The sequence below is a fragment of the Kutzneria sp. NPDC052558 genome (assembly GCF_044547355.1).
Classification (GTDB): domain Bacteria; phylum Actinomycetota; class Actinomycetes; order Mycobacteriales; family Pseudonocardiaceae; genus Kutzneria.
The window spans coordinates 380,598-404,823 of sequence record NZ_JBIUAG010000004.1; the positions used below are offsets into that span (position 1 = coordinate 380,598).

A 24,226-nucleotide genomic window follows, 5' to 3' on the forward strand; every position below is an offset into this window, starting at 1 on the left:
GGGACGGGTGGAGATCGACGAGGGGTTGCGGCGGGTCACCGAGCTGGCCAGCCGAGAGAACTGGCTGGCGGTGCTGGTCACCTTGCGCGCCAACGGAAAGCCGAGCGTGTCGGTGCTGAACGCGGCGGTGTTCCCGCATCCGGTCACCGGGGAGCAGGTGGTGGCGTTCGTGTCCCGTGGCAACACGGCCAAGCTGGCCAACCTGCGGGGCGGCGGCGAGGCCACGCTGGTGTTCCGGGCCGGCTGGGAGTGGATCTCGGTGTCCGGGCCGGCCGAGATCGCCGGCCCCGACGACGAGCTGCCCGGCGTCACCGACCTGCGGCAGCTGCTGCGGGACGTCTACCACGCCGCCGGCGGCCAGCACGAGGACCTGGACGAGTACGACCGGGTCATGGCCGAGGACCGGCGCGCGGCCGTGTTCGTGACGCCGAAGCGGTTCGCCACTAATCCGTGACGAGTGACCTGAGGCGGCGGGGGCCGGTGTCGGGCTGGGACGGCGGTTCGCCGACGGTGATCCGCGCCGAGCTGACGAACGCCCCCGCCGCCGAGGCCAGCACCGGCTCCAGCACCAGCCGCCGCACCTCCGGCAGGTCCTCGGCCAGCGCGGACAGGCGCAGCGCCAGGTCCTCCAGCGCGGCCAGGTCGGCCGGCTCGCCGCCCCGGTAGCCGGCCAGCAGCGGGGCCGCCTTCGGCGCGCGGACCAGGGCGGCCGCGTCGACGTCGGTCATCGGCACGGCCCGGTAGGCGCGGTCGCCCAGCAGGTCGCTGACCACGCCGCCGAGCCCGAAGCTGACCAGCGTGCCGAACGACGGGTCGTCCTGCAGGCCCAGCTGGCAGGAGACGCCCTTCGGGGCCATCCGCTGCACGTACACCTCGGCCGAGCCGGAGACCTCCAGCAATCCCTGGTACGCCACGCGAACTGCCTCGGCGCTGGCCAGATCCAGCCGCAGGCCGAGGAAATCGGTGCGGTGCCGCAGCCGCTCGCTGGTGGACTTCAGCACCACCGGATAGCCCAGGTCGTCCGAGGCCCTGAGCGCGTCGTCCACAGTGGACACGGTACGGAACGGCACCACCTCGATGCCGTAACAGGCAAGCAGGGCAACGAGTTCCTCGTCGGTGGAGGTCTTCAGCACCAGCTCTCGCGCCCGCTCGGTGTCGATGCCCTCGGGGCGGGCGAACTCGCCGCGCGGGCGGGACCGCCACTGCGCGTACCGGGTCGCACGGACCAGCGCCGACACCGCGCGCTCCGGGCTCGGGTACGACGGCACCGAACCTCGCGACGGCGACCCGTCCGGACCAGGCACCGCCAGCTCGTCGGGCACGCCCTCGACCGCCAGGAACGTTGTCACCACAGGCTTTCCGGTGGCGGCCTCGCGCAGCGCCTTGGCGTAGTCGGCGGCCGGCATGGCGATCGGCGGCACAAAAACCACCACCAGCGCGTCCACGTCCTCGCACTGCGCCGTCGAGCGGACGGCCTCGGCGAACACCTCAGGGCCGGCGTGCACGCCGACGTCCACCGGCTCGCGGGCGAGCTCCAACCCCTGTGCCAGCAAGGCATCCGCGGCCAGCAGCCCGATCGCCGTGGAGTTGCCGACCACCGCCACCCGCGGCCCGGCCGGCAGCGGCTGGTGGGCCAGCAGCAGCGCCGTGTCGAACAGCTGCCCCAACGACTCGACGCGGATCACGCCCGTCTGCTCGAACAGCGACTGGAGGCTGAGCTCGTCGACCGCCACCGTGCCGGCCAGGCCCGGATTCACCGCGTGCCGCCCGGTCTTCACGGCCACGATCGGCTTGCTCCGCCCCAATCTCCGGGCCAGGCGGGCGAACTTCCGCGGATTGCCGAAGGACTCCAGGTACAGCAGCACGACATCGGTCGCCGGATCATCGGCCCAGTACTGCAACAAGTCGTTGCCGGAGACGTCCGCGCGGTTGCCGGCCGACACGAAAGTGGACAGCCCGAGGCCACGCTCCGCCGCCGTGGCCAGAATCGCGATGCCCAGCGCGCCGGACTGGCAGAAGAAGCCGGTGCGGCCGCGCCCCGGCAGCTTCGGCGCCAGCGTCGCGTTCAACCGCACCTCGGGATCGGTGTTGACGACGCCGAGCGCGCTCGGCCCCACCACCCGCATCCCGTGCGCACGGGCCTGCGACACCAGCCGCCGCTCCGCCTCCGGGTCCGACACCGTGGACACCACCAGCAGCGCCTTCACGCCCTTGGCCAGGCAGGCGTCCAGCACGTCCTCGATGCCGGCGGCGGGAATCGCCACCACCGCCAGGTCCACGTCGTCGGGGATGTCCAGCACGGAGCCGTAGGCGCGGACCCCGCGCACCGACCGGTGCTCGGGATTGACCGGGTACACCGGCCCGGCGAAGTCGGCGACCAGCAGGTTCGTCAACACCGCGTGCCCGATCTTGGCGTGGTCCGTGGACGCCCCGATCAGCGCCACCGACCGCGGCGTGAGCAAGTTGCGCACGCTGCGCGCCTCCGCCGCCTGCTCACGGGCCCGCGCCACCGCCACGGACTGCTCCGTGGGATCCAGCGCGAACTCCAGGTGCAGCGTGCCCTCCTCGAACGAGCGCGCGATCTGGTAGCCGGCGTCCCGGAACACCCGCACCATCTGCCCGTTCTCGGCCAGCACCTCGGCCACGAACCGGGTCAGGCCGCTCTCCCGCGCCGCCGCGGCCAGGTGCTCCAGCAGGATCGAGCCCAGCCCCCGGCCCTGGTGCGAATCCTCCACCACGAACGCCACCTCGGCCGAGTCCGCGCCCGCGAGCCGGTCGTAGCGGCCCACGGCGACGATGTCGTCCCCGAGCATCGCCACGAACGCCGCGCGGTCGCCGTGGTCGACCGTGGTGAACCGCTCCACATCGCGCTGGGGCATCCGCGGATACGGCCCGAAGTAGCGGAAGTAGCGCGTGCGCTCGGACAGCCGGCCGTGGAAGGCAACCAGCCGGTCCGCGTCGTCCGGGGTGATCGGTCGCAGGTGGACGGTGCCGCCGTCGGACAGCACGACGTCGGCTTCCCAGTGCTTCGGATAGTCGTACGGGTCCATGCTCAGTCTCTCGGGTCATCGGGATCGAGCCCGTGCAACGGGAACACCGCGCGGCGCGTGCCCAGCACCGCCATGTCCACCGGATCGCCGCCACCGCCCGACCACGGCAGAAACGAAGTGCCGCCGCCGTCGGTCATGTCCGGCACGCCCAGCCGCTGCCCCCAGTCGCCGGGCAGCTCCGTCTTCACCGGGATGTCGCGGTCCAGCGCCGTGGCCAGCAGATGCGTCCACGACCGCGGCACCACGCGCCGCAGCTGGTAGCCGCCACCGCCCAGCGCCAGCCAGCGGCCGCCGTGCTCGATCGACAGCTCACGCAGCGCCATGTAGATCGCGCGGTGGCCGTCGACCGTCAACCCGAGGTGCGCGAGCGGGTCGTCCCGGTGCGTGTCCACGCCGCACTGCGTCACCAGCACCTGCGGCCGGAACGCGCGCAGCAGCGAGGGCACCACCGCGTGGAAGGCGCGCAGCCAGTGCTCGTCGGTCGTCCCCGGGGGCAACGGAACGTTCACGGAAGTGCCGTACGCGTCGCCCGTGCCCAGCTCGCGCGCGTAACCGGTGCCGGGCCACAGCGTCGCCGGGTGCTGGTGCAGGGAGATCGTCAGGACGCGTGGGTCGTCGTAGAACGCGACCTGCACGCCGTCGCCGTGGTGCACGTCCGTGTCGATGTAGGCCACCCGCTCCACGCCGCGGTCCAGCAGCCGGTCGATCGCCGCAACGCAGTCGTTGTAAACGCAGAAGCCGGCCGCGTGGTCCCGCATGGCGTGGTGCAGCCCGCCACCGATGTTGACCACCCGGTCAGTCTCGCCCGCCAGCAGCAGCTCGGCGGCGGTCAGCGAGGAGCCCAACACCAGGCTGGATGCCTCGTGCATGCCGGCGAACACGGGGTTGTCGGGCGTGCCCAGGCCGTGCCCGACCTCCAGCGGCGACTCCGGCGCCGCCTTCACCGCCGCGATGTACTCGGGCGAGTGAACCCTGAGCACCTCCTGCTCGGTGGCCGGCGCCGGCCGGAGCGGCTCCACCCCCTCCAGCACGCCCAGCGCCCGCGCCAACCCCATGGTCAGGTCCAGCCGGACCGGATTGAGCGGGTGGTCGGCCCCCATGTCGTAGCCCAGCAGAGTGTCGTCCCACACGACTCCGGCACGCTTGCCCATGACGACCAAGGTAGGCGCTCGACGCCGGGGTTGCCCGGGTGTGCCTGCCTGGTGGACTCTTGAGGGGTGAGTGAGGAACTGATCAGCCTGGATCTCGATGACTCCGGCGTCGGTGTCGACCTGCCCCGCCCGAAGAATCAGAAGGACCAGGTTCAAGGGGTCCCCTACCGTCCCGTCGAGTTCCGGGACGACGATCTGCCCGCGGCGTTGGAACGGGCCGCGGCCTGGCTGCGACAGGCGCAGGAGTGGCTCGGCGAGCCGATCGACGTGATCGCCATCCATCTGGACTACGACGACACGCCGAGTGCGCCGTACTACGACGTCAAGCTGCTCTGCAACGAGGAGGACCTGGCCGGCGCCCCACTGGCCCTCCGCGAACGGGAGCAGACGCCAAAGTAGTCCGTTGAGAGCGCCCGTGGGCCCCATGGCCCACGGGCGTCCCCTTCACCGGTCGCCGTGGATCGCCCGGTACACGGCGTCGCGCAGCGCGTTGGCCCGCTCGTCGGTCAGCGTCCGCTCCAGGTCCCGCAGCACCACCCGGAGCAGCACGTTCTTCTCGCCCGCGCGCAGCCCGAGTCGCTCCCGCGCGGCCGGCGGCAGCAACTCGCCCGCGGTCTCGGACAGCACCCGCACCTCCTCGACGACGTGCGCGTCCGGGCCCAGCGCCTCCCGGACCGCCTCGCCCAGCTGCTCGGCGTCCACCTCGGCGTCGACCGCCACCGACAGGTCCCGGCGGATCGGCGGTCGCATGGAGACCGACCGGTAGCGCTGGAGATCCAGCATCTGCTTGGCGATCCTCGGCTCGGTGGAGCGCAGCAGCCGGATGTCGTCGATTCCCTTGCGTAGCATGAGAAGCCGGTCCAGGCCGAAACCCAGCGCCAGGCCCTGGCACAGATCCGGCCGGGCCAGGCCGCCCTCGCCGACCTCCACCCCGTTCACTCGGATCTCCTTGCCGTGCACGGTGTACGGATGCTCGGACGGCTCCAGCCGGGCGTGCGCGCCCGGCGCCGCCGCATCGACCACGACCTGGGCCAGCTCCTGGAAATCGTTGTCCGACAAGCCTTTCCGCACCAGCCAGAGATCCAGTTGGTGCGGCTGGCCGACATGCTGGCGGTCGATGGCGTCCCGGCGGTAGCAGATGCCCGGCACGCTCAGCAGCGTGTCCCCCTCGATGCCTTGCAGCAGCGGGGGAATCATCGCCGTGGTGTGCGCCCGCAGCATCAGGTCCGGCCTGAGATAACGGGAATAGCGCGCGTCGCGGGCCACCGCGTCGGCCGGGTAGCCGAGCCGGTCGTAGTTGTCGGCCGTCGGCACCACGGGATTGCCGCGGTGTCGGCGTACGGGCAGGCCGGCCCACGCCGCGACGGCTTGCTCGATCTCGGCCAGCAGCAACTGCATGGCGTGCGGGCCCTGGTTGGAGTCGGTGAGGTCGCGCACGGACAGCGCCGTGCGCACCTGTTCGGCGGTCATCAGCTTCATGGGTTCGGTCCTGACGTGAGCTGGGGGTGGCCGCTAGCCCCCTCGGCTCCCGGTCAGAACGCGCGACTCAACGCCCCCGGGACACCGAGGGGCGTCGAAATCGCCTGTGGCCGCTCACAACTCCATGGTGACGGTCGAGTCAACCGTTTTCACCCACGAGAGCGCTCGGCCGAGCCGCCCTGCCGGAGGCGGGGCCGAAAACACCGTCAACCGGTTTCCACGGGGCGCTGCGGGTCCACGCACCAGTGCGACCAGGAGCCGGCGTACATTGGCGCCGTCCCGAGGCCCGCCACCTCCAGCGCCAGCACCACCGAGGACGCCGTCACGCCCGAGCCGCAGTACGCGCCGACGTGGCCCTCCTGGACCTTCAGCTCGACGAATCGGGCCTTGAGCTCCTCCGGCGTGTGCCAGCGGCCGTCCGGTCCGATGTGGCCGGCGAACGGGGCGTTCACCGCGCCCGGGATGTGCCCGGCCCGCGGGTCGATCGGCTCCACGTCGCCGCGGTACCGCTCCGGCGCGCGGGCGTCCAGCAGCACGCCGGTGCGCGCCAGCTCCGCCGCCTCCTCGGCCGTGAGCACCGGCATGTGGCCCGGCGTCACCTCGATGTCGCCCGGCACCGGCGTCGGGACCTCGGTGTCGACCGGACGGCCCTCCGCCGTCCACGCCGCGTAGCCGCCGTCCAGCACCGCCACCTGCGCGTGGCCGGCCCAGCGCAGCAGCCACCAGGCCCGTGCCGCCGTCGAGCCGTCACCCGCGTCGTACGCCACGACCGGGTGATTTCGCCGCACGCCCGCGGCCCGCAACGCCGCCTGCAACCGCTCCGGCGTCGGCAGCGGATGCCGACCGCCCGCGCCCGGCGCCTCGGCCAGGTCCCGGTCCAGGTCCACGAACACCGCGCCCGGCAGGTGGCCGGCCCGATAGTCCTCGACGGCCGGCGGCCCGGCCAGCCGCCAGCGCACGTCCAGCAGCACCGGCGCCTCGGCGAGACCGGCCAGCTCGGTAGGGGTGATCAAGGCACGCACCCCGCCATCCTGCCCGGTCGCCGTGGGCCACGACCAGGTAACCCGCCGCATACGGCACGGACCTTGTCGGTGTCACCCATTAATATTGACCCCACACGTGCGGGAACGGCTGTGGCGACCTCGCGACCCCTGAACCGGGAGCGCGCCCGCGCCGTCAAGAAAGCGGAAGGAGGCGGCCCATGCCCACCACCCAGCGGGGCCGCCGCCCGGCCGCCGGGCCCGTGCCCTCAGACCACCACACACCCCCGTTCCGCAGCCTCCGACAGTCCCGGCCGTCCCGACGGCCCGTTACCATCGGATCGGCTCCTGCCGGCCCCGTTGGCCGCAGCCTCCGCCGATTGGAGTCTTGGTGAACGACCTCATCGACACCACCGAGATGTACCTGCGCACCATCTACGAGCTCGAAGAAGAGGGCGTCGTGCCGCTGCGCGCCCGCATCGCCGAGCGCCTGGCCCAGAGCGGGCCCACGGTCAGCCAGACGGTGGCCCGGATGGAACGCGACGGCCTGCTCATCGTCGCCGGCGACCGCCACCTCGAGCTCACCGACGCCGGCCGCGAGCTGGCCATCGCCGTCATGCGCAAGCACCGGCTGGCCGAGCGGCTGCTGGTCGACGTCATCGGGCTGGAGTGGGAGCAGGTGCACGCCGAGGCCTGCCGCTGGGAGCACGTGATGAGCGAGGCCGTCGAGCGCAAGCTCGTGGCGCTGCTCGGCCACCCCACCACCTCCCCGTACGGAAACCCCATTCCCGGGCTGGACAAGCTGGGCGAGGGCGGCAAGCCCGCCCCGTCGCCCGAGCCCGGGCTGGTCCGGGTCGACGAGGTCGCCCGCCGCGGCGGCGGCCAGGTCGAGGTCCGGCGCATCGCCGAACACGTGCAGATCGACGAGGAGCTGATGGCGGAGTTGAAGACGGTCGGCCTGATCCCGGGCAACACCGTGCAGGTGCAAGGCGGTCCCGCCGCCGCCGCGGTGGTCGAGGTGCACGGGCTCGGCGCCGTGGCCAAGATCGACGCCTCTGTCGCCCACGCTGTCCTGGTTACGGCCCGTTGAGCCGGGCGAACGCTGGGGAAGGTGTGTTCGCGGAGAGCGCGAACCACGGCGGTCGCCCCGATGACACTTCCTGGGGGCGAAGCCCCCAGACCCCCTCTCCCTCCGTCCACAAGGCTGAAAAAGCGTTCACCGAGCTCCACGGCCACGCCCCCGCGGGGGTGTGGTCCGCTCCGGGCCGCGTCAACCTCATCGGCGAGCACACCGACTACAACAACGGCTTCGTGGCGCCCTTCGCGCTGCCGCACCGGGCCGCCGTCGCCGCGTCCCCGCGCACCGACGGCGTGCTCACCGTGGCCACCCTGGGCGACGACGGCCAGCTCCAGGCCGCCGATCCCGCGGTCATCGCCGACCTCGCTCCCGGCGCCGTCACCGGCTGGGCCGCCTATCCCGCCGGCGTGGCCTGGGTGCTGCGGGAGAACGGCTTCGAGCTGGCCGGGGCCGACCTCGTCGTCTCCGGCAACGTGCCCACCGGCGCCGGCCTGTCGTCCTCGCACGCCCTGGAGTGCGCCACCGCGCTGGCCCTGCTCGGCCTGGCCGGCCGTGAGGTCGACCAGCCCGGCTCGCCCACCCGGCCCGAGATCGCCCGGTTCGTGCAGCGCACCGAGAACGAGTTCGTCGGCGCCATGACCGGTCTGCTGGACCAGACCGCCTCCCTCTGCTGCGTCGCCGGGCACGTCCTGTTCCTCGACGTCCGCTCCGGCGAGTCCGAGCAGGTCGCCTTCGACGCCGAGGCCGCCGGCCTCGAGGTGCTGGTCATCGACACCCGGGCCAAGCACGCCCTCGTCGACTCCGGCTACGGCGACCGCCGCCGCGGCTGCGAACAGGCCGCCTCCCTGCTCGGACTCCCCTCCCTTCGCGAGGTCACCGACCTGGACGCCGCCCTGGTCCAGCTGCCGTCGGAGCTCCAGCCCCTGGTCCGCCACGTCGTGACCGAGAACGCCCGGGTGCTGTCCGTCGTCGACAAGCTCAAGTCCGGCCGCCTCGACGCCATCGGTCCCGAGCTCACCGCCTCCCACGTCAGCCTCCGGGACGACTACCAGGTCTCCTGCCTGGAGCTCGACGTCGCCGTCGACGCCGCCCTCTCCGCCGGCGCCCTCGGCTCCCGCATGATCGGCGGCGGCTTCGGCGGCTCGGCCATCGCCCTCATCCACGCCTCCGTCCGCCCCGCCGTCGAACAGGCCGTCCTCGACGCCTACGCCGCCCACTCCCTCACCCCTCCCCGCCTCTTCGCCGGCGTCCCCTCCCCCGGCGCCGGCCGCGACGAGTAGCCGGCGCACCCTTTCCCGCCTTTCGACGTATCCCCGCCACCCCCGTGGCGGGGATACGTTCGTGTTCCGCCCCCGTCCCCACGGGCGCCCCGCCCACCACCGCCACAACTGCCGGCCCTGTCCCCATCGCGACCACCCCAGGCACCGCACTCAACGATTCAGCGCCCTGGCGACTGCCCCACCAACTCCCGGGCACCGTGCCCCACCACCGATCCTGAGGCCTGGTCCCGCCACTTTCCGCCCAGCTCACCGGGCGCGGCCCACTCTGGACACCGGTCCCGGTCACATCCCCTCCCCCGCCCGCCTTCGACACCTCCGCCCGACGCCGCCGCCCGCCTTCGATACCGTCGTCACGTCAGACCTTCCCTGCCTTCCCTGATCCCTTCCCCTGCGACACCTGAATCGAGAGGCTGAGACGCGTGAAGCTGGTCGTCACCGGCGGAGCTGGCTATGTCGGAAGCGTGAGCGCGGCGCGGCTGGTGGAAGCCGGCCATGAGGTCGTGGTGGTGGACGACCTGTCCACCGGGCACGCCGACGCCGTACCGGAGGGGGTGCGCTTCGTCGAGGGCGACATCGCCGAGGTCGCCGGGCCGCTGCTGGCCGAGGGCTTCGACGGTGTGCTGCACTGCGCGGCCAAGTCCCTGGTCGGCGAGTCCATGCAGGACCCGGCCAAGTACTGGAACGGCAACGTGGTCACCTCGCTGCGGCTGCTGGAGGCGATGCGCGACAACGGCACCCAGCGGCTGGTGTTCTCCTCGACCGCGGCCACCTACGGCGAGCCCGAGCAGGTCCCGATCGTGGAGACCACGCCGACCCGGCCGACCAACACCTACGGCGCGACCAAACTGGCCATCGACTACGCCATCACCTCGTTCGCCACCGCGCACGGCCTGGCCGGCATGAGCCTGCGCTACTTCAACGTGGCCGGCGCGTACGTGGCCCCCGAGGTCAAGCACCTCGGCGAGCGGCACGCGGTGGAGACGCATCTGATCCCGATCGTGCTCCAGGTGGCGCTCGGCCAGCGCGAGAAGGTCCAGATGTACGGCGACGACTGGCCGACCGAGGACGGCACCTGCGTCCGCGACTACATCCACGTGCTCGACCTGGCCGAGGCGCACCTGCTGGCGATGGAGCACGCCAAGCCCGGCCGGCACGGCATCTACAACCTGGGCAGCGGCTTCGGTTTCTCCGTCAAGCAGGTGATCGACACCTGCCGGCAGGTCACCGGGCACGAGATCCCGGCCGAGGTGGCGCCGCGGCGGGCGGGGGACCCGGCCGTGCTCGTCGCCTCCAGCGAGCGGGCCCGGCAGGAACTGGGCTGGCAGCCCAAGCACGAGGACCTGGCGTCGATCGTCGGCGACGCGTGGGCGTTCGCCCGCGCCAGGCGGGGGGACTGAGCAATGACCGATTTCACCGATCTGGACGCCGTGGCCAAGCTGCCGCGGATCGGCTCGCTCGCGCTGTCGCCGGACGGCACGCGGCTGGTCGCCACCACCGCGGAGCTCGCGCCGGACGGCAAGAGCTGGCAGTCCGCGCTGTGGGAGGTCGACCCGGCCGGCTCACGGCCGGCGCGCCGGCTCACCCGGGCCGCCAAGGGCGAGTCCTCGCCGGTGTTCACGCCCGACGGCTCCGTGCTGTTCGTGAGCTCCCGGGCCAACGCCGAGGCCAAGCCCGGCGACGACAAGGAGACCTCGGCGCTGTGGCTGCTGCCGTCCTCCGGTGAGGCCCGGCAGGTGTACGCCCCGGCCGGCGGCGTCTCCGGGGTCTGCGTTGCCCGCGACGCCGGCACCCTCGTCGTCACCACCGCCGCGCTGCACGGCGCCGCCGTCGGCGACGAGGACAAGGAGCGCCGCAAGGCCCGCGAGGACGCCGGCGTGACCGCGATCCTGCACGAGGCCTACCCGGTCCGGTACTGGGACCACGACCTCGGGCCCGACCGGCCGCGCGTCGTCTCCGCCCCCGCCATCACCGGCGAGGACTGGGTCACCGACGTCGTCGAGCTCACCCGGGACATCCCGCACCCGGTCTCCGGCGCGGTCGTCAGCCCCGACGGGCAGTGGGTCGTGTACGGCGTCAGCGAGGAGATCACCGCCGCCTACGGCCAGCGTGACCTGCTTCGGGTCGTGCGCTCCGACGGCACCGGCGACCGCGAGCTCGCCGCCGACCGCACCCTCGGCGACGGTCCCGCGTACGCGTACTCGAACGCCGTCTTCCTGCCCGACTCCTCCGGTGTCATCGCCATCCGCGGCACCGAGTCCACCGAGCAGGAAAGCCCGCGCTACGACCTCGTGCTCATCACCCTGGCCGACGGCGCCATACGGCCGCTGACCGCCGATTTCCCCGACTGGTCCGAGGATCCCTCCGTCTCCCCCGACGGCCGGGTCGTCTACTTCTTCGCCAACCGCTCCGGCCACCGTCCCCTGTGGCGGCTCGACCTGGAGTCCGGCGAGATCACCCGGCTCACCGGCGACGGGCACTACAGCGGGCTCTGCGTCGCCGCCGACGGCTCCGCCCTCTACGCGCTGCGGGACTCCATCGCCCATCCGCCGCAGCCCGTCCGGCTCGACCCCGTCGCCACCGAGCAGGATCCCGCCTTCCTTCCCGCGCCCGGCGTCGTCGAGTCACTGCCCGGCACGCTCACCGAGGTCTCCACCACCGTCGCCGACGGCCGCGCCGTGCGGGCCTGGCTCGCCCTGCCCGCCGGGGCCTCCAAGGACTCGCCCGCGCCCCTGGTCCTGTGGGTGCACGGCGGTCCCATGATGAGCTGGAACGCCTGGTCGTGGCGGTGGAACCCGTGGCTGCTGGTCGCTCGGGGCTACGCCATCCTCATGCCCGACCCCGCCCTGTCCACCGGCTACGGCCGCGACATGATCCAGGCCGGCTGGGGCTCCTGGGGCGGCGCTCCGTACACCGACCTGATGGCCATCACCGACGTCACCGTCGAACGACCCGACATCGACGAGGGCCGCACCGCCGCCATGGGCGGCTCCTTCGGCGGCTACATGGCCAACTGGATCGCCACCCAGACCGACCGCTTCGACGCCATCGTCACGCACGCGTCGCTGTGGAACCTGGACGCCTTCACCGGCACCACCGACGCGTCGTTCTACTGGATGCGGGAGATGACCGATCCCCTTCGGTCCACCGAACGCATCCTCGCCAACTCCCCGCACCTGCGCGTCGCCGACATCAGCACGCCCATGCTCGTCATCCACGGCGACAAGGACTACCGCGTCCCCATCGGCGAGGGCATCCGCCTCTACTTCGACCTCGTCCGCCACGGCGTGCCCGCCAAGTTCCTGTACTACCCCACCGAGAACCACTGGATCCTCACCCCGGGCAACTCCAAGGTCTGGTACGAGACCGTCCTCGCCTTCCTCGCCGAGCACCTCCTCGGCGAGAAGTGGGACCGCCCCGCCCTGGTCTGAGCCCCGCCACCACGCAACACCGTCACCGCGCAACGGCCCGCCGGCATCCGGCGGGCCGTTTGCTTTGTGCCCCAATCACCATCGAACCACCACCGGAGCCCGTTCGCCTGTGCCGAGCACAGCCGCGACAGCACCGCCTGCCAGGCTTCTCTCCACACACCGGGCTTCCCGGTCGGGCAGCCCCCCTTGGTTTCCTTGCCCGGCAAGCACTTTCCGACCCCTGCCGCTACTCCGTGCCGGGGTCCCGCATCTCGGCGGCCCAGCGGGCACGGATCAGGTCGGCGCTGCGGCGGCACCAGTCCAGGTTCTCCTGCTCGAACCGCTTGCCACGCAGGCAGGTCAGGTAGGGGCCGACGCGTTCACCGGTGGCGAGAAAGGTGTCCTCGTCGAGGTCGCCGCGCAGGGCCTGGAGGGTGCCGTCGAACAGTTCGACCTTGGCGGCGGCCTGCACCGCCCGCTCCTCGAGCTGCGCGACCACGGCCCGCGCATCGGTCCGGTCCACTGCGTGGACCTTGACCAGGAGGTCGTCCCGGATGACCGCGGGCTTGGCGTCCGTCTCGGCGAACCGGAGGAGCTCGGCCACCCCGGCCTCGGTCACCGTGTAGACGCGCTTGTTGGGCCGGTCGAGCTGGATCACCAGCCGACCGTCGACAAGGCCGGACTTCTCCAGCTTGGCCAGCTCGAGATACAGCTGCTGCGGCGCCGCGTACCAGAAGTTGGCCACGCCGGTGTCGAACACCTTGGCCAGCTGGTACCCGCTGAACTCACCGCCGAGCAGCACAGCCAGCACCGCATGCCGCAACGCCATCGGCCGCCCTCCCTCTCCCGCCCGCTCATCTCCGCAGGCCCTCGCCCCGCACCGTCGACCGGACGGTCTTCGGCCGCGGTCGGCCCAGGTCCGGCCACTGCCGCCGGCAGCCGCCACAACGCGCGACCACATCCACGCCCAACCACATCCACATCCGTGGCCACACCGCGTCCACATCCGCGTCCACATCCGCGTCCACATCCGCGTCCACATCCGCGTCCACATCCGCGTCCACATCCGCGTCCACATCCGCGTCCACATCCGCGTCCGCGTCCGTGGCCGCGTCCGTGGCCGTGGCCGTGGCCGTGGCCGTGGCCGGCTCAATCCTTGACCGGCGCGGGCACACTAGGCAAGACTGCGACTAGTCAATTTTATGACTAGGGAGGCCTACCGTGTCCACCACCCCAGCGGCCGAGACCCGGGCCGCGGATTCCACCAGCGCGGACACACCGGCGGCCAGGTCGACCGCCCGGCTGCGCGCGGCGGTCGAGCAGGGCGACCACGACGCCATCGTGGAGCTGTTCCGCGAGGACATCGTGTTCCACAGCCCGGTCAAGTTCCGGCCGTTCGAGGGCCTGCCCACCGTGAGCGCGCTGTTCACGGTGCTGCTGCGCACCTTCGAGGACTTCCGCTACGTCGGCGAGCTGTCCGGCGATGTGGAGGGCGACGCGGAGTCGCGCGTGCTGGTGTTCCGTGCCAGGGTCGGCGACAAGCAGATCCACGGCATCGACATGATCCAGTTCGACGACGAGGGCCGGATCGCCACGTTCACGGTGATGGTGCGCCCCCAGTCGGCGGCCATGGCGCTGAGCGACGCGGTGTTCGCCGGACTGGTCGCCGACGGCGTCGTGCCCGCCCCGCAAGGAGGTCAGCAGTGAAGCTCGGCTACCACACGGGATACTGGTCGTCCGGGCCGCCGGCCGGCGTCGCCGAGGCCGTGGTCGAGGCCGACCGCCTCGGGTTCGACTCGGTGTGGACGGCCGAGGCCTACGGCTCCGACGCGCTCACCCCGCTGGCCTGGTGGGGCGCGGCGACCAGGAACATCAAGCTGGCCACCAACATCATGCAGATGTCGGCCCGCACCCCGGCCGCCGCCGGCATGGCCGCGATCACCCTGGACCACCTGTCCGGCGGCCGTTTTGTGCTCGGCCTCGGCGCGTCCGGCCCCCAGGTCGTCGAGGGCTGGTACGGCCAGCCCTACCCGCGGCCGCTGGCCCGCACCCGCGAGTACATCGACATCGTGCGCAAGGTCGTGGCCCGCGAGATCGTCGACTACCAGGGCGAGTTCTTCCAGCTGCCCTACCCGGGCGGCGCCGGCCTCGGCAAGCCGCTCAAGTCCACCGTGCACCCGCTGCGCGCCGAGATCCCGATCTTCCTCGCCGCCGAGGGCCCGAAGAACGTGGCGCTGGCCGCCGAGATCGCCGACGGCTGGCTGCCGCTGTTCTACTCGCCCAAGGTCGACGGCTTCTTCCGGGCCGCCCTGGCCGAGGGCTTCGGCCGCCCCGGCGCCCGACACACCCTCGACGACTTCGAGGTCGCCGCGAGCGTGCCGGTGCTGGTGCACGACGACGTGGAGCAGGCCGCGGACTTCATCCGCCCCATGCTCGCCCTCTACATCGGCGGCATGGGCGCGAAGGGCGCCAACTTCCACCGGGACGCCATCGCCCGCCTCGGCTACGAGGCCGAATGCGATCGGATCCAGGACCTGTACCTGGCCGGCGACAAGAAGGCGGCGATCGCCGCCGTGCCCACCAGGATGGTCGAGGACCTCGCGCTGATCGGTCCCGCGGCCAAGATCCGCGACGAGCTGCCGGCCTGGGAGGAGACCGTGATCACCACTCTGCTGGTGCAGGGCGACGTCAACGCCGTGCGCAAGATCGCCGAACTGTTCTCCTGATCCACCACCACCTTTCTGATCGGCGCCGCTCGTCCCGGGGCCCGTCCACCACCGGCCGGGCCCCGGCCCGTCGCCGCCGGCCTGAGCAAGAGGCAACGGCGAACCGTCGGCGGGGGACCCGTGGTCGATGGACGGGCCCCGGCTCCGGACCGGATCGCCCCTGGGCGGCGACCGCGATCCTGAGCAGTGCGGCCCGGAATCGTCTATCGGCTGAGAAACCCACCAGAAGACAGGCCACGGTTGGCATCGAAGTCACGCGCACGGGATCGGACCGCGCCTTCGACAGCACACCGTGTGCCAGACCTGGTGGCAGACAACGGCTATAGCCCGGTTCGGTCGTCAGCAGGCGATGAGCTGCCCTGACCGCGACCGGTGGATCCACCGACAGACGGTGATCCGAGGGCTGGGCAGGCGATCCGAGTGTCGATCGCCTTGGGTGGAACCTAGTCGGGCTGGACCGGTGGGCTGAACCGGTGGGCTGGGGCCCGCCTGACCAGGGCGGGTCCCAGCCCGGCCCCGCCCCCGGACGCGCCGGTGAGGGGTTGCGACGCGAGGGGGCGCGGCCACTTCTGCCGTATCCGATCGGCAGAAGGCATGGCGGCCGGACGACGAAGGTGGTGCGGGCAAGCCGATCGTCCGGCCATCCGGGTTCGGGGCCGGGACCCGGGCTGCGGGGCGGGTCCCGGCCGGCCCCGTGCCGTTCGCGCGACAGCGGGATGTCGCGGCGGGCGCGGCTCGGGGCGGCGCCTGCCGGGGGCCGTCCGGCAGGAGGTTCACCGGCCTCAGGTGGACATGTCGTGCTCCTTGCCTGTGTGGTCTCGTTCCTCGGGCGGGCCGGCGGATTTCGCCGCTACACCACCGAGTTCGCGTGCCGGGCTGGCAGGACCGCCCGCCAGCGGGGACAGGTCAGGCCGAGGGATCGTCGGCCGGCGCGCCATCGGACCCGGCCGCCTCGGCAGGTTCTCCCGAGGAATCGGCCGGCTGGTCCGAAGGACGGGCCGGGGCGGCCGTGTCAGTGGCCTCGTCGACCGTCCCGTTGCGCTCGGTGGCGATGTCGATCTGCGCGTCGACGGCGGCGTCCGTAAGGGCTTGATGGATCTGGGCGAGGGGCATGCCGTACTCGATGGCGCCCTGGAGCAGACCCGTGAGGTTGTGGTCGGCCTGCGAGTTGCGGGCCTGTTCGAGGGCGACGTTGGCCAGGGCGCCGTCGCCCCGCAGGTAGGCGGAGGCGGCGAGCAGGGAGGCGGCCTCGGCGCGTTCGGGCGGAGGAAGGTGGCGGGTGAGCTGGAGCCAGAGTTTCTCGGCGGCGGGCATGGTCGCGGGGTCGAGAGTGAAGCCGAGGCACGCGTCGCGGACCCGCGGGTCGGACAGGGCGAGGGCGAGCCGGACGAACTCCTCGTCGGCGGACGGTCGGGCGCCGGCCTCGACGGTGGCGCGAACGACGGCGAGGTGTTCGGCGCTGAGCGCGCGGCCAGCCTGGCTGGTGACGTCGAGCAGGCTGCTGAGCCTGATCATGCGCTCGGGCTCGGGCGGTTCGAGGAGCCGGGCGAGGTCGTCTCGGCTCTCGTAGGTGACGTGTCCGGCAAGCGTCATCGCGGCGGCGCACTCGGTCCCGGCCGGATCGGGCACCTCGCCCTGACAGTCCGAATGCAGGTAGCAGCGCCAGGGCGCACCGCCGATGGCGGCGGGTGTCCACAGGGCGTGCAGCACGAGTATGCCGGCGGCGGTCATGGCGGCGACCGTCCGACGCACGAGGGCCCGGTGCGCCGGATCGCGATCGGCGCACACCACCAGAAGCACCACGTGCTCGGCCTGAGCCTGCCGTACCGGCCGCATGAGGCGTCCGACGACCGCGGCGTGGATTTCGGGCGGCGGCACGTCCACTCGCACGGTGTGGCTGACGATGCTGTTCCTCAGCGACACGACGAGGAACGAGTTGGCGGGGTGGAAGCCCAACAGCGACGGGGTCGCGGCGATCAGCGCGCCGGCGTCGGCGAGCTTGACGACCTGGTCCTGGTTGGGGCGTGCGGCGGTGTCCATGCCGCCACACTGCTCGCACGCCGGACCGCGACCGGGGCCGTGAAGATCGAGATGTGGACAACTCGGGCCCTGTGGACAACTCGGCCGTTTCCGGTCGTTTTCCGCCGGGGCCGGCCGGGATGTGTGCTAATGGCCGAGGTGACCCGTGGACGGCCGGGATCTGTGCAGCTCAAGGCCGGTGTCGACGAGGTCGACCCTGGCCAGCGCGGCCACCTCCGACAGCGGAATCCAGGCCGCTTTGTCGGTCGAGCCGTCGATCTCGTCACGGAGCTCGCCACCGACGATCCGGGCCTCGTAGACGACGCGCAGGGCGTGGAAATCCGTCTCGCCGCCGAACCTGCGGGCATACCGGCGGCGCATGGTGTGCACGCCGAGCAGGCTCTGCACCTCGGCCTGGTAGCCGGTCTCCTCCTCGACCTCGCGGCGCACCGCGTGGAACGGGTCCTCACCGTGCTCGATGCCGCCGCCGGGCAACGTCCACAGCTTGCCCTCCGGCCCCACCCACCGGGCCAGCAGCACCGCGCCGTCCCGCACGCAGACCGCGTACGCGGCGACCCTCAACCGCTCGTTGGCCATCCAGCCCTCCTGTCCTCCACCCACGGGTTGATACCGCATTCAACCCCGCTCCCACCTGGGGACCGACGAAATCCGCGCCGCGCGGGACGAGTCTTGGACCCGTGCCGGAGCGGCACAAGGAGATCGAGGAGAAGGCGAAATGTCCACGCTGGTGTTCATCCTGATCGGCGCGCTGGTGGTGCTGCGGGTCCTCGGCAAGCAGCTGGTGGGGTCGGTGGTCACGGCACGGTCGCTCGTGCTGATGCCGGCGATCCTGATCGTGCTCGGACTGGGCTCGGCGGCCTCCGCGATCGGCCTCGCCCGCCCCGGCGAGATCCTGTTCTTCCTGTTCGACGCGGTGCTCGTGGTGGGCCTCGGCCTGGCCCGGGGCGCCTCCACCCGGCTCAGCCTGCGGGACGGCGCGCTGTTCCAGAAGGGCACCGCGCTGACCCTGGTGCTGTGGCTGGCGACGATCGGCGTGCGGGTCGGCGCCGCCTTCCTCGGCCAGTCCCTGGGCGTCGAGGGCACGCTGACCTCGGCGACGATCCTGCTGCTGTTCGGCGCCACCATCGCCGCCCAGAACGCGGTGATCTACCTCCGGGCGCAGCAGCAGCGGCTGCCGCTCGCGGTGGCCGCGCCGCGCCGCTAGAACCTGCGATGATGACGACCATGTTCGACGAACAGGGCTTCGTGCCGCCCGACCGGGCGCACGGGGCCTTTTCGGCGATCCGGCTGCTGCCCGCGGTGCTGGTGGTGACGCTGTTCCTGCCGCACCGGCTGGTTCTCGGCGGCGAGCCCATCCCGTCGGACGAGTTGCCGCTGCTGATCGTGCTGGCGGCGGTCGTCATCATCGGCAACGTCACGCTGCTGCCGCTGCGCTGGCCGGTGCGGATGCCGCCGGTGGCGTCGCAGATCGGCCTGGTCGCGATGGCCGCCGCAGCCGTCGGAATCCTGCTGCTGCACTCGAACGGTCTGGTCTACGGGCTGCCGTTCTGGACGGCCCGGATGGCCGTCCGCTATCGCGGCCCGGCCCCGCTCGGCTACGTCGTGATCGGACTGTCGCTGGTGGCCGCGGCGCTGCCGATGCTGTTGCAGAGCTTCAACTGGCTGGCCGCGCTGGGTCTGACGCTCGGTGTGCTGGCTCTGGTGCTGCTCACGGTCAACCGGCAGGGGCGCGAGGAACGCCTGGAGCAGGCGGAACTGCTGCTGGCCCGCCGGCAGCAGGTGGTCGAGGAGCACGCGCGCGCGGCGGCGCTGGCGGAGCGGGCGCGGATCGCCCGCGAGGTGCACGACGTGCTGGCGCACTCGCTGGCCGGCTTGTCCCTGACGTTGCAGGGCACACGGCTGATGTTGCAGCGGGACAACGCGTCGCAGGAGGTCATCGATCAGGTGACCAAGGCACAGAAGCTGGCCGCGGACGGCCTCGCCGAGGCGCGCCGGGCAGTCGCGGCGCTGCGTGATGACAAGGTGCCGGACGCACGGGCGATCGCCGACCTGGTCACCGCGTTCCGGCTGGAGACAGGCGCGCCCGCGGACCTGACCATCAACGGCGAGCCGCGCGACCTGCCGGCGGACGCGGCGTCGGCGCTGTACCGCACGGCGCAGGAGGCGCTCACCAACGCGCGCAAGCACGCCCCGGGCGCGCGGGTGGACGCGGTGCTGGACTTCAAGGACGGGCGCACGGTGCTGACCGTCACCGATCATCCGGGCAAGCCGCCCGCGCACGCCACCAGCGGCGGCTACGGTCTGCTGGGGATGCGTGAACGCGCCGAGCTGATCGGCGGAGAACTGGAGACGGGGCCGATGGAAGACGGGTGGCGCGTGCGCCTCGTGGTGCCGGCGTGAGTGCTTTGCGAGTGGTGCTCGCGGACGACCAGACGGTGGTGCGCGAGGGCCTGGTGACACTGTTGAAGCTGCTGCCGGGCGTGGAGGTCGTGGGGGCGGCGGCGGACGGGGAGCAGGCGGTGGCGCTGGTGGCGGCGCACCGACCGGACGTGCTGCTGGTGGACCTGCGTATGCCGAGGTGTGACGGGGTGGAGGCGACTCGGCGCGTGCGGGCGGAGTACCCGGACACCGAGGTCGTGGTGCTCACGACGTACACCGACGACGACAGTGTGCTGTCGGCGTTGCAGGCGGGCGCGCGGGGATTCCTCACCAAGGACGCGGACGCCGAGGCGATCGCACGGGCCCTGCACGCCGCGGCAGCGGGGCAGTCGACAGTGGACGGTGAGATACAGCGGCGGCTGGTGGCGGCGGCGATGGGCGGCGGCCAGCCGCCCAAGGTGGCGGAGCCGGTGGACGGGCTGACGCCGCGTGAGATCGACGTGCTGCGGCTGATCGCGGCGGGCCTGTCGAACACGGAGATCGCCCGCAAGCTCGTGGTGAGCGAGGCGACGGTGAAGACTCACGTGAACCACCTGTTCGCCAAGGCCAACCTGCGGGACCGGGCGCAGGCGGTGGCGTACGCGTACAAGACGGGGCTGGTGACGGACTGAATGGACATCGAGGCCTTCGTCGCCGCCCTGCCCAAGGCCGAGTTGCACGTCCACCTCGTCGGGGCGGCGTCGCTGGACACGGTGCTGGAGCTGTCCCGCCGTCATCCCGAGCGGCACGTGCCGACCGAGCGGGCCGAACTGGAGCAGTACTACGAGTTCCGCGACTTCCCGCACTTCATCACCGTCTACAGCGCGGTGAACAAGCTGGTGACCACGCCCGAGGACGTGCGGACGCTGCTGCTGGGACTCGCACGGGACCTCGCGGCCAACAACGTGCGGTATGCCGAGGTGACCGTGTCGGCGATTGCGCACTTCCCGTACGGCGTCTCCCCGGAGATGCTGTCCGAAGCCCTGGTCGCAGGCCGGCGGCAGGCCCTCGACGAGCACGGCGTCGAGCTGGCGTGGATCTTCGACGTGCCGATGCCGTCGGACCACCGCGACGGCTACAGCACCCTCGACTACGTGCTCGACCAGCGGCCCGAGGGCACCGTGGCCCTTGGCCTGGCGGGCTTGGAGGCGCCGTTCCCGCGCGCCGGCTTCAGGGCCGCGTTCCAGGGCGCGATCGCCGCCGGGCTGCACAGCGTGCCGCACGCCGGCGAGACCACCGGCCCCGAGGAGATCTGGGCGGCGCTGCATGATCTGGGCGCGGAGCGCCTCGGGCACGCCGTCAGCGCCGCCAGCGACGAGAAGCTCCTCAAGCACCTCGCGGAGACCGGGATCCCCGTAGAGGTGTCGCTGACGTCGAACCTCCGCACCCGCGCAGTGCCATCGCTGGCCGAGCACCCGCTGCCGCGGCTGCTGGACGCCGGCGTGACCGTCACGCTCAACACCGACGACCCGGGCATGTTCGGCACCACCCTCAACCACGAATACCTGCTGTGCCACCAGGCGTTCGGCCTCGGCCCGGCCGACCTGGCCGAGCTGGCCCGCAACGCCGCCCGAGCGGCCTTCTGCTCGGAGCAGACCCGCTCACGCCTGCTCGCCGACATCGACGTGGTCGCCGGTCACGCCTCCTGAAGGGCGTCGACACGGTCGAGAGCGCGGCGACCGAGCATCACGAGGACGGCCAGCAGGGCGACGGCGGCCACGACGGCGACCCAGGACCACTGTTGGTACGCCTCGCTCGCGCCATAGCCGACGGCGACCCACACCAGGCCCCACGCCGCCGCGGACGGCAGGTTCCACGGTAAGAACCGGCGGTAGGACAGGCCGGCAGCGGCGGCGAAGCGGGGAGTGAGGGTGCGTGCCCCGACGACCCACTGCCCGATGAGCACGGCGGAGCCGCCGGAGCGGCTCAGCACGGCCCGAGCGCGCCTCCCCTTGGCCCCAGCGAGCCAGCGGCTGCTGAGGGCCCCAGGGCGGTACCGGCCGGCGGCGAACGACAGGTTGCTGCCGGCCAGTGCGGCGACGGTGCCGGCGGCGAGCGCCACCGGCAGCGACACCACGCCGTTGTCGGAGAAGACGCCGAGGGTCAGCAGGGCGCTGGAGCCGGGCAGCACGACACCTATGACCAGGGCGGCCTCGGCGACCACCAGGACGGCGATGGCCAGCACGACCAGCGGCCCGGGCAGGCCGGTGAGCAGGTCAGCCAGCATCATCGCCCATGGTGGGCCGCCGGCAGACGTAGCTGATCGCGGGCGGCACGTTGGCCCACACCACCCGGGACACGATGACCTCGTCGAAGCTGCGGTCCAGCAGCGCCCGGAACTGCCGCGCCTGCCTCATGCCCAGGGCGTGCACGTACGCGAACGTGGTGAACGCCCCCGCCGGGGTCAGCACCGCGCCGACCTGGCGCAGGATGGCGCGCTGCAGGTCCGGCGGGAACAGCGCCCAGGGCAGGCCGCTGATCACCGCGTCGACCTCCTCGACGCCGCGGTCGGCGAGCAGTTTGCCCAGCTCGGAGGCGTCTCCGTGGATCACGTCCAGCCGCGGGTAGCTGGACCGCAGGTGCTCGACCAGGGTGCTGTCGAGCTCCACGGCCAGGTGCCGGCCACCGGCCGGGATCCGCCGCTGCACGGCCCTCGTCGCCGAGCCGGTGCCCGGCCCCAGTTCCACCACGGTCGGCGCGCCGGTGCTGGGCACCACGGTGGCCAGCAGCCCGGCGAGGGCCGGCCCGCTGGGGGCGATCGCGCCGACGGCGGCCGGCTGGCGGCGGACGGCCCCGAGGAAGACCCGAAGGTCGTGGAACGTGGTCATGCCGCCCATGGTGCCCGGTCCGGTGCTGCGCTCGCGTCAAACCCCGGTCGCTCGTCGGATGGGCTGAGATCATCCTCAGGTTCGACCCCGGGAAAACCGTTCGCCACGACGCCGCGCGGTGATCCAGATTGGTCCCATGACCACACGGGGAACAGCGCTGGTGACAGGGGTCGGGCGCACGGTGGGAATCGGCGCGACGGTGGCCGTCGACCTGGCCCGGGCCGGGTGGGACGTCGCGATCAGCCACTGGAGCCCCTACGACGAGAAGATGCCGTGGGGCGCCGAGCCGGACGCGCAGCGAGAACTGGCCGATCGGATGACCGGGCTCGGCGCGCGGACGACGGCGATCGAGGCCGACCTGAGCGACCCCGCCGTCCCGGCCCGGCTGTTCGACGAGGCCGAACGCGCGCTCGGCGCCGTCACCGCGCTGGTGATGTGCCACTGCGAGGGCGTGGACTCGGGGCTGCTCGACACTTCAGTTGTGAGTTTCGACCTCCATTTCGCGGTCAACGCCAGGGCGACCTGGCTGCTGGTCAAGGAGTTCGGGCAGCGGTTCCGCGGTGATCACGGCAGTGGCCGGATCCTCGCGTTCACCAGCGACCACACCGTCGGCAACATGCCCTACGGGTCCAGCAAGGGCGCGCTGGACCGGATCACCCTCGCCGCGACCCACGAGCTGGCCCATCTGGGCGTGACGGCCAACGTGATCAATCCGGGCCCGATCGACACCGGTTGGATGACCCCGGAGCAGCGCAGTGGCGTCGAGCGGGACACGCCGCTCGGTCGGATGGGCACGCCTCAGGACTGCGCGAACCTGGTGACGTTCCTGTGCTCGCCGGAGGGCGGCTGGATCAACGGCCAGCTGCTCTACAGCAACGGCGGAATCAAGTGACGGCGGAACCAGTCGCTGAACGCCGCGTCCACGCGCGTGGCGTCGATCTCGGCGGCTAACGAGTGCTCCATGCCGGGGACGTCGACCAACTCGGCGTCCAGCGCCCGGGCGAGCGCGCCGAGCGGTTCGCGGAACTCAGGCTCGTCCCGGTCGCCGCGGACGAGCAGCAGGGCGAGGTCAGGATGCCGCTTGGCGAGCTCGCCGGCCCGGGCCACGAAGTCCAGGCGCGCCGCGGCGGCACGGGACTGGGCGGTCCACGGATACGGCGTGCCGAACCACTTCGAGGCGCCGTCGGCGACCTTCTCCAGCTGGGCCACCGGATTGACCAGGGCCGCCGCGGTCACGTCGACGTCCTGCTCGGTGAGCACCTGCAACGCCACCGCGCCGCCCGCGGAGCCACCGAACAGGCCGAGCGGCCCGTCGGTCTCCAGCCGCGAGCGCAAGGCGTGCAGCACGACCGGGAACTCGCCGGACGCGGCGCTGACGACGGGGTCGATCAGCTTGAGCACATAGTCCTCGGCGGCCCGACGCGTGATCTCCTGCTGCCCGCCGGCCGGCGCGCGTTCGCCGTGCTCGGGCAGCCCCAGGTAGACCCGCCAGGCCGGCACGGCGGCCATCGGCACCGCGGCCGCCATCGCCGCCTCGCTGCGCGGCGGATCCATCATGTGCCAGCCGAGCACCAGCGGCGTCGTCGAGGTCGCTCGTTCGGGCGGACGGGCCAGGAACGGCACTCCGGCGGCCGTGCCGCGAATCATCTCGTTCATGCCCCCACCCTCGCAGAGGGGTCTGACAATCCCGGCGCGACGGCCTCCCGGGCGTGCTTCCTGAGAGCATCGTGAAGGGAATCTGTCGGCGAGCAATCGACTCTAAGAGCTTCGTGAAATGACTCTGTCGGTT

Annotated in this window: 23 protein-coding genes and 1 pseudogene; 13 read left to right on the forward strand and 11 right to left on the reverse strand. The window is 72.2% G+C overall.

Annotated features, from left to right (window positions below):
- The first annotated feature begins 7 nt into the window (after positions 1-7).
- Positions 8-454 carry a pyridoxamine 5'-phosphate oxidase family protein gene (locus ACIG5F_RS10600; RefSeq protein WP_396517236.1) on the forward strand — a complete coding sequence of 149 codons (447 nt, stop codon included), beginning with the start codon at positions 8-10 and terminating at the stop codon, positions 452-454.
- Here ACIG5F_RS10600 and ACIG5F_RS10605 read toward each other — a convergent pair.
- Both ACIG5F_RS10605 and ACIG5F_RS10610 read right to left on the reverse strand, forming a co-directional pair.
- Positions 444-3,050: a GNAT family N-acetyltransferase gene (locus ACIG5F_RS10605; protein ID WP_396517237.1), complete on the reverse strand. Its 2,607-nt coding sequence runs from the start codon at positions 3,048-3,050 to the stop codon at positions 444-446. The genes ACIG5F_RS10600 and ACIG5F_RS10605 overlap by 11 nt on opposite strands.
- Before the next feature lie 2 nt (positions 3,051-3,052).
- On the reverse strand, positions 3,053-4,201 hold the full coding sequence (locus ACIG5F_RS10610) for an acetoin utilization protein AcuC (RefSeq protein WP_396517238.1): 1,149 nt from the start codon (positions 4,199-4,201) through the stop codon (positions 3,053-3,055).
- Positions 4,202-4,267: 66 nt separating this feature from the next.
- On the opposite strand from ACIG5F_RS10610, the gene ACIG5F_RS10615 reads away from it, so the two are divergent.
- Complete coding sequence (locus tag ACIG5F_RS10615; RefSeq protein ID WP_396517239.1) at positions 4,268-4,600, forward strand: hypothetical protein; 333 nt, start codon at positions 4,268-4,270, stop codon at positions 4,598-4,600.
- A gap of 45 nt (positions 4,601-4,645) precedes the next feature.
- Here ACIG5F_RS10615 and ACIG5F_RS10620 read toward each other — a convergent pair whose 3' ends face one another.
- Both ACIG5F_RS10620 and ACIG5F_RS10625 read right to left on the reverse strand, forming a co-directional pair.
- On the reverse strand, positions 4,646-5,680 hold the full coding sequence (locus ACIG5F_RS10620) for a hypothetical protein (protein ID WP_396517240.1): 1,035 nt from the start codon (positions 5,678-5,680) through the stop codon (positions 4,646-4,648).
- 206 nt (positions 5,681-5,886) lie between these two features.
- Positions 5,887-6,702 carry a sulfurtransferase gene (locus ACIG5F_RS10625; protein ID WP_396517242.1) on the reverse strand — a complete coding sequence of 272 codons (816 nt, stop codon included), beginning with the start codon at positions 6,700-6,702 and terminating at the stop codon, positions 5,887-5,889.
- Between the two features lie 349 nt (positions 6,703-7,051).
- Between ACIG5F_RS10625 and ACIG5F_RS10630 the strand changes: the two genes are divergently transcribed.
- The 4 genes and pseudogenes from ACIG5F_RS10630 (at position 7,052) to ACIG5F_RS10645 (ending at position 12,446) form a co-directional block, all read left to right on the forward strand.
- A complete protein-coding gene (locus ACIG5F_RS10630; RefSeq protein WP_396517243.1) occupies positions 7,052-7,750 on the forward strand; it encodes a metal-dependent transcriptional regulator in 699 nt (232 codons plus the stop codon).
- A gap of 110 nt (positions 7,751-7,860) precedes the next feature.
- A pseudogene (galK, locus tag ACIG5F_RS10635) lies at positions 7,861-9,018 on the forward strand (galactokinase); the annotation flags it as partial.
- Between the two features lie 419 nt (positions 9,019-9,437).
- Entirely contained in the window at positions 9,438-10,415 is a 978-nt protein-coding gene (gene galE / locus ACIG5F_RS10640; RefSeq protein ID WP_396517244.1) for a UDP-glucose 4-epimerase GalE, read from the forward strand.
- A 3-nt stretch (positions 10,416-10,418) separates the two neighbouring features.
- Positions 10,419-12,446 carry a S9 family peptidase gene (locus tag ACIG5F_RS10645; RefSeq protein WP_396517245.1) on the forward strand — a complete coding sequence of 676 codons (2,028 nt, stop codon included), beginning with the start codon at positions 10,419-10,421 and terminating at the stop codon, positions 12,444-12,446.
- Positions 12,447-12,672: 226 nt separating this feature from the next.
- Here ACIG5F_RS10645 and ACIG5F_RS10650 read toward each other — a convergent pair whose 3' ends face one another.
- Positions 12,673-13,254, reverse strand: coding sequence for a PadR family transcriptional regulator (locus ACIG5F_RS10650; protein WP_396517247.1), 582 nt, complete (start codon positions 13,252-13,254; stop codon positions 12,673-12,675).
- Positions 13,255-13,279: 25 nt separating this feature from the next.
- Positions 13,280-13,513, reverse strand: coding sequence for a hypothetical protein (locus tag ACIG5F_RS10655; protein WP_396517248.1), 234 nt, complete (start codon positions 13,511-13,513; stop codon positions 13,280-13,282).
- A gap of 133 nt (positions 13,514-13,646) precedes the next feature.
- Between ACIG5F_RS10655 and ACIG5F_RS10660 the strand changes: the two genes are divergently transcribed.
- Both ACIG5F_RS10660 and ACIG5F_RS10665 read left to right on the forward strand, forming a co-directional pair.
- Positions 13,647-14,132: a nuclear transport factor 2 family protein gene (locus ACIG5F_RS10660; RefSeq protein WP_396517250.1), complete on the forward strand. Its 486-nt coding sequence runs from the start codon at positions 13,647-13,649 to the stop codon at positions 14,130-14,132.
- Positions 14,129-15,151: an LLM class F420-dependent oxidoreductase gene (locus tag ACIG5F_RS10665; RefSeq protein ID WP_396517252.1), complete on the forward strand. Its 1,023-nt coding sequence runs from the start codon at positions 14,129-14,131 to the stop codon at positions 15,149-15,151. Before ACIG5F_RS10660 ends, ACIG5F_RS10665 begins: the two co-directional genes overlap by 4 nt.
- A gap of 906 nt (positions 15,152-16,057) precedes the next feature.
- Here the strand turns inward: ACIG5F_RS10665 and ACIG5F_RS10670 are convergent.
- Both ACIG5F_RS10670 and ACIG5F_RS10675 read right to left on the reverse strand, forming a co-directional pair.
- Positions 16,058-17,191, reverse strand: coding sequence for a DUF4192 domain-containing protein (locus ACIG5F_RS10670; RefSeq protein ID WP_396517254.1), 1,134 nt, complete (start codon positions 17,189-17,191; stop codon positions 16,058-16,060).
- 126 nt (positions 17,192-17,317) lie between these two features.
- A complete protein-coding gene (locus tag ACIG5F_RS10675) occupies positions 17,318-17,767 on the reverse strand; it encodes an NUDIX domain-containing protein (protein WP_396517256.1) in 450 nt (149 codons plus the stop codon).
- Positions 17,768-17,906: 139 nt separating this feature from the next.
- On the opposite strand from ACIG5F_RS10675, the gene ACIG5F_RS10680 reads away from it, so the two are divergent.
- Genes ACIG5F_RS10680 through add form a run of 4 tightly spaced genes read left to right on the forward strand, consistent with a single transcriptional unit; the run spans position 17,907 to position 21,258 of the window.
- Positions 17,907-18,395, forward strand: a complete 489-nt coding sequence (locus ACIG5F_RS10680; RefSeq protein WP_396517258.1) for a hypothetical protein — start codon at positions 17,907-17,909, stop codon at positions 18,393-18,395.
- A gap of 20 nt (positions 18,396-18,415) precedes the next feature.
- Positions 18,416-19,591 carry a sensor histidine kinase gene (locus tag ACIG5F_RS10685; RefSeq protein WP_396517259.1) on the forward strand — a complete coding sequence of 392 codons (1,176 nt, stop codon included), beginning with the start codon at positions 18,416-18,418 and terminating at the stop codon, positions 19,589-19,591.
- Positions 19,588-20,241, forward strand: a complete 654-nt coding sequence (locus tag ACIG5F_RS10690; RefSeq protein WP_396517260.1) for a response regulator — start codon at positions 19,588-19,590, stop codon at positions 20,239-20,241. The genes ACIG5F_RS10685 and ACIG5F_RS10690 overlap by 4 nt, the downstream gene beginning before the upstream one ends.
- Positions 20,242-21,258 carry an adenosine deaminase gene (gene add, locus ACIG5F_RS10695; protein ID WP_396517262.1) on the forward strand — a complete coding sequence of 339 codons (1,017 nt, stop codon included), beginning with the start codon at positions 20,242-20,244 and terminating at the stop codon, positions 21,256-21,258. It abuts the gene before it with no gap.
- On the opposite strand, the gene ACIG5F_RS10700 is transcribed toward add, so the two are convergent.
- On the reverse strand, positions 21,246-21,836 hold the full coding sequence (locus tag ACIG5F_RS10700; RefSeq protein WP_396517264.1) for a DedA family protein: 591 nt from the start codon (positions 21,834-21,836) through the stop codon (positions 21,246-21,248). The genes add and ACIG5F_RS10700 overlap by 13 nt on opposite strands.
- Complete coding sequence (locus ACIG5F_RS10705) at positions 21,826-22,437, reverse strand: class I SAM-dependent methyltransferase (protein ID WP_396517266.1); 612 nt, start codon at positions 22,435-22,437, stop codon at positions 21,826-21,828. The genes ACIG5F_RS10700 and ACIG5F_RS10705 overlap by 11 nt, the downstream gene beginning before the upstream one ends.
- 136 nt (positions 22,438-22,573) lie before the next feature.
- Here ACIG5F_RS10705 and ACIG5F_RS10710 point away from each other — a divergent pair, with 136 nt between their 5' ends.
- Entirely contained in the window at positions 22,574-23,329 is a 756-nt protein-coding gene (locus ACIG5F_RS10710) for an SDR family oxidoreductase (RefSeq protein WP_396517267.1), read from the forward strand.
- Here ACIG5F_RS10710 and ACIG5F_RS10715 read toward each other — a convergent pair.
- Positions 23,305-24,093: an alpha/beta hydrolase family protein gene (locus ACIG5F_RS10715; RefSeq protein WP_396517269.1), complete on the reverse strand. Its 789-nt coding sequence runs from the start codon at positions 24,091-24,093 to the stop codon at positions 23,305-23,307. The two genes, ACIG5F_RS10710 and ACIG5F_RS10715, sit on opposite strands and share 25 nt — an antisense overlap.
- Between the last annotated feature and the right edge of the window lie 133 nt (positions 24,094-24,226).

Coding starts and splice junctions, on each gene's coding strand:
- ACIG5F_RS10605 (WP_396517237.1), bottom strand. CDS start 3,050: ATGGACCCGTACGACTATCCGAAGCACTGGGAAGCCGACGTCGTGCTG.
- ACIG5F_RS10610 (WP_396517238.1), bottom strand. CDS start 4,201: ATGGGCAAGCGTGCCGGAGTCGTGTGGGACGACACTCTGCTGGGCTAC.
- ACIG5F_RS10620 (WP_396517240.1), bottom strand. CDS start 5,680: ATGAAGCTGATGACCGCCGAACAGGTGCGCACGGCGCTGTCCGTGCGC.
- ACIG5F_RS10645 (WP_396517245.1), top strand. CDS start 10,419: ATGACCGATTTCACCGATCTGGACGCCGTGGCCAAGCTGCCGCGGATC.
- ACIG5F_RS10650 (WP_396517247.1), bottom strand. CDS start 13,254: ATGGCGTTGCGGCATGCGGTGCTGGCTGTGCTGCTCGGCGGTGAGTTC.
- ACIG5F_RS10670 (WP_396517254.1), bottom strand. CDS start 17,191: ATGGACACCGCCGCACGCCCCAACCAGGACCAGGTCGTCAAGCTCGCC.
- ACIG5F_RS10675 (WP_396517256.1), bottom strand. CDS start 17,767: ATGGCCAACGAGCGGTTGAGGGTCGCCGCGTACGCGGTCTGCGTGCGG.
- ACIG5F_RS10680 (WP_396517258.1), top strand. CDS start 17,907: ATGTCCACGCTGGTGTTCATCCTGATCGGCGCGCTGGTGGTGCTGCGG.
- ACIG5F_RS10685 (WP_396517259.1), top strand. CDS start 18,416: ATGTTCGACGAACAGGGCTTCGTGCCGCCCGACCGGGCGCACGGGGCC.
- add (WP_396517262.1), top strand. CDS start 20,242: ATGGACATCGAGGCCTTCGTCGCCGCCCTGCCCAAGGCCGAGTTGCAC.
- ACIG5F_RS10700 (WP_396517264.1), bottom strand. CDS start 21,836: ATGCTGGCTGACCTGCTCACCGGCCTGCCCGGGCCGCTGGTCGTGCTG.
- ACIG5F_RS10705 (WP_396517266.1), bottom strand. CDS start 22,437: ATGACCACGTTCCACGACCTTCGGGTCTTCCTCGGGGCCGTCCGCCGC.
- ACIG5F_RS10710 (WP_396517267.1), top strand. CDS start 22,574: ATGACCACACGGGGAACAGCGCTGGTGACAGGGGTCGGGCGCACGGTG.
- ACIG5F_RS10715 (WP_396517269.1), bottom strand. CDS start 24,093: ATGAACGAGATGATTCGCGGCACGGCCGCCGGAGTGCCGTTCCTGGCC.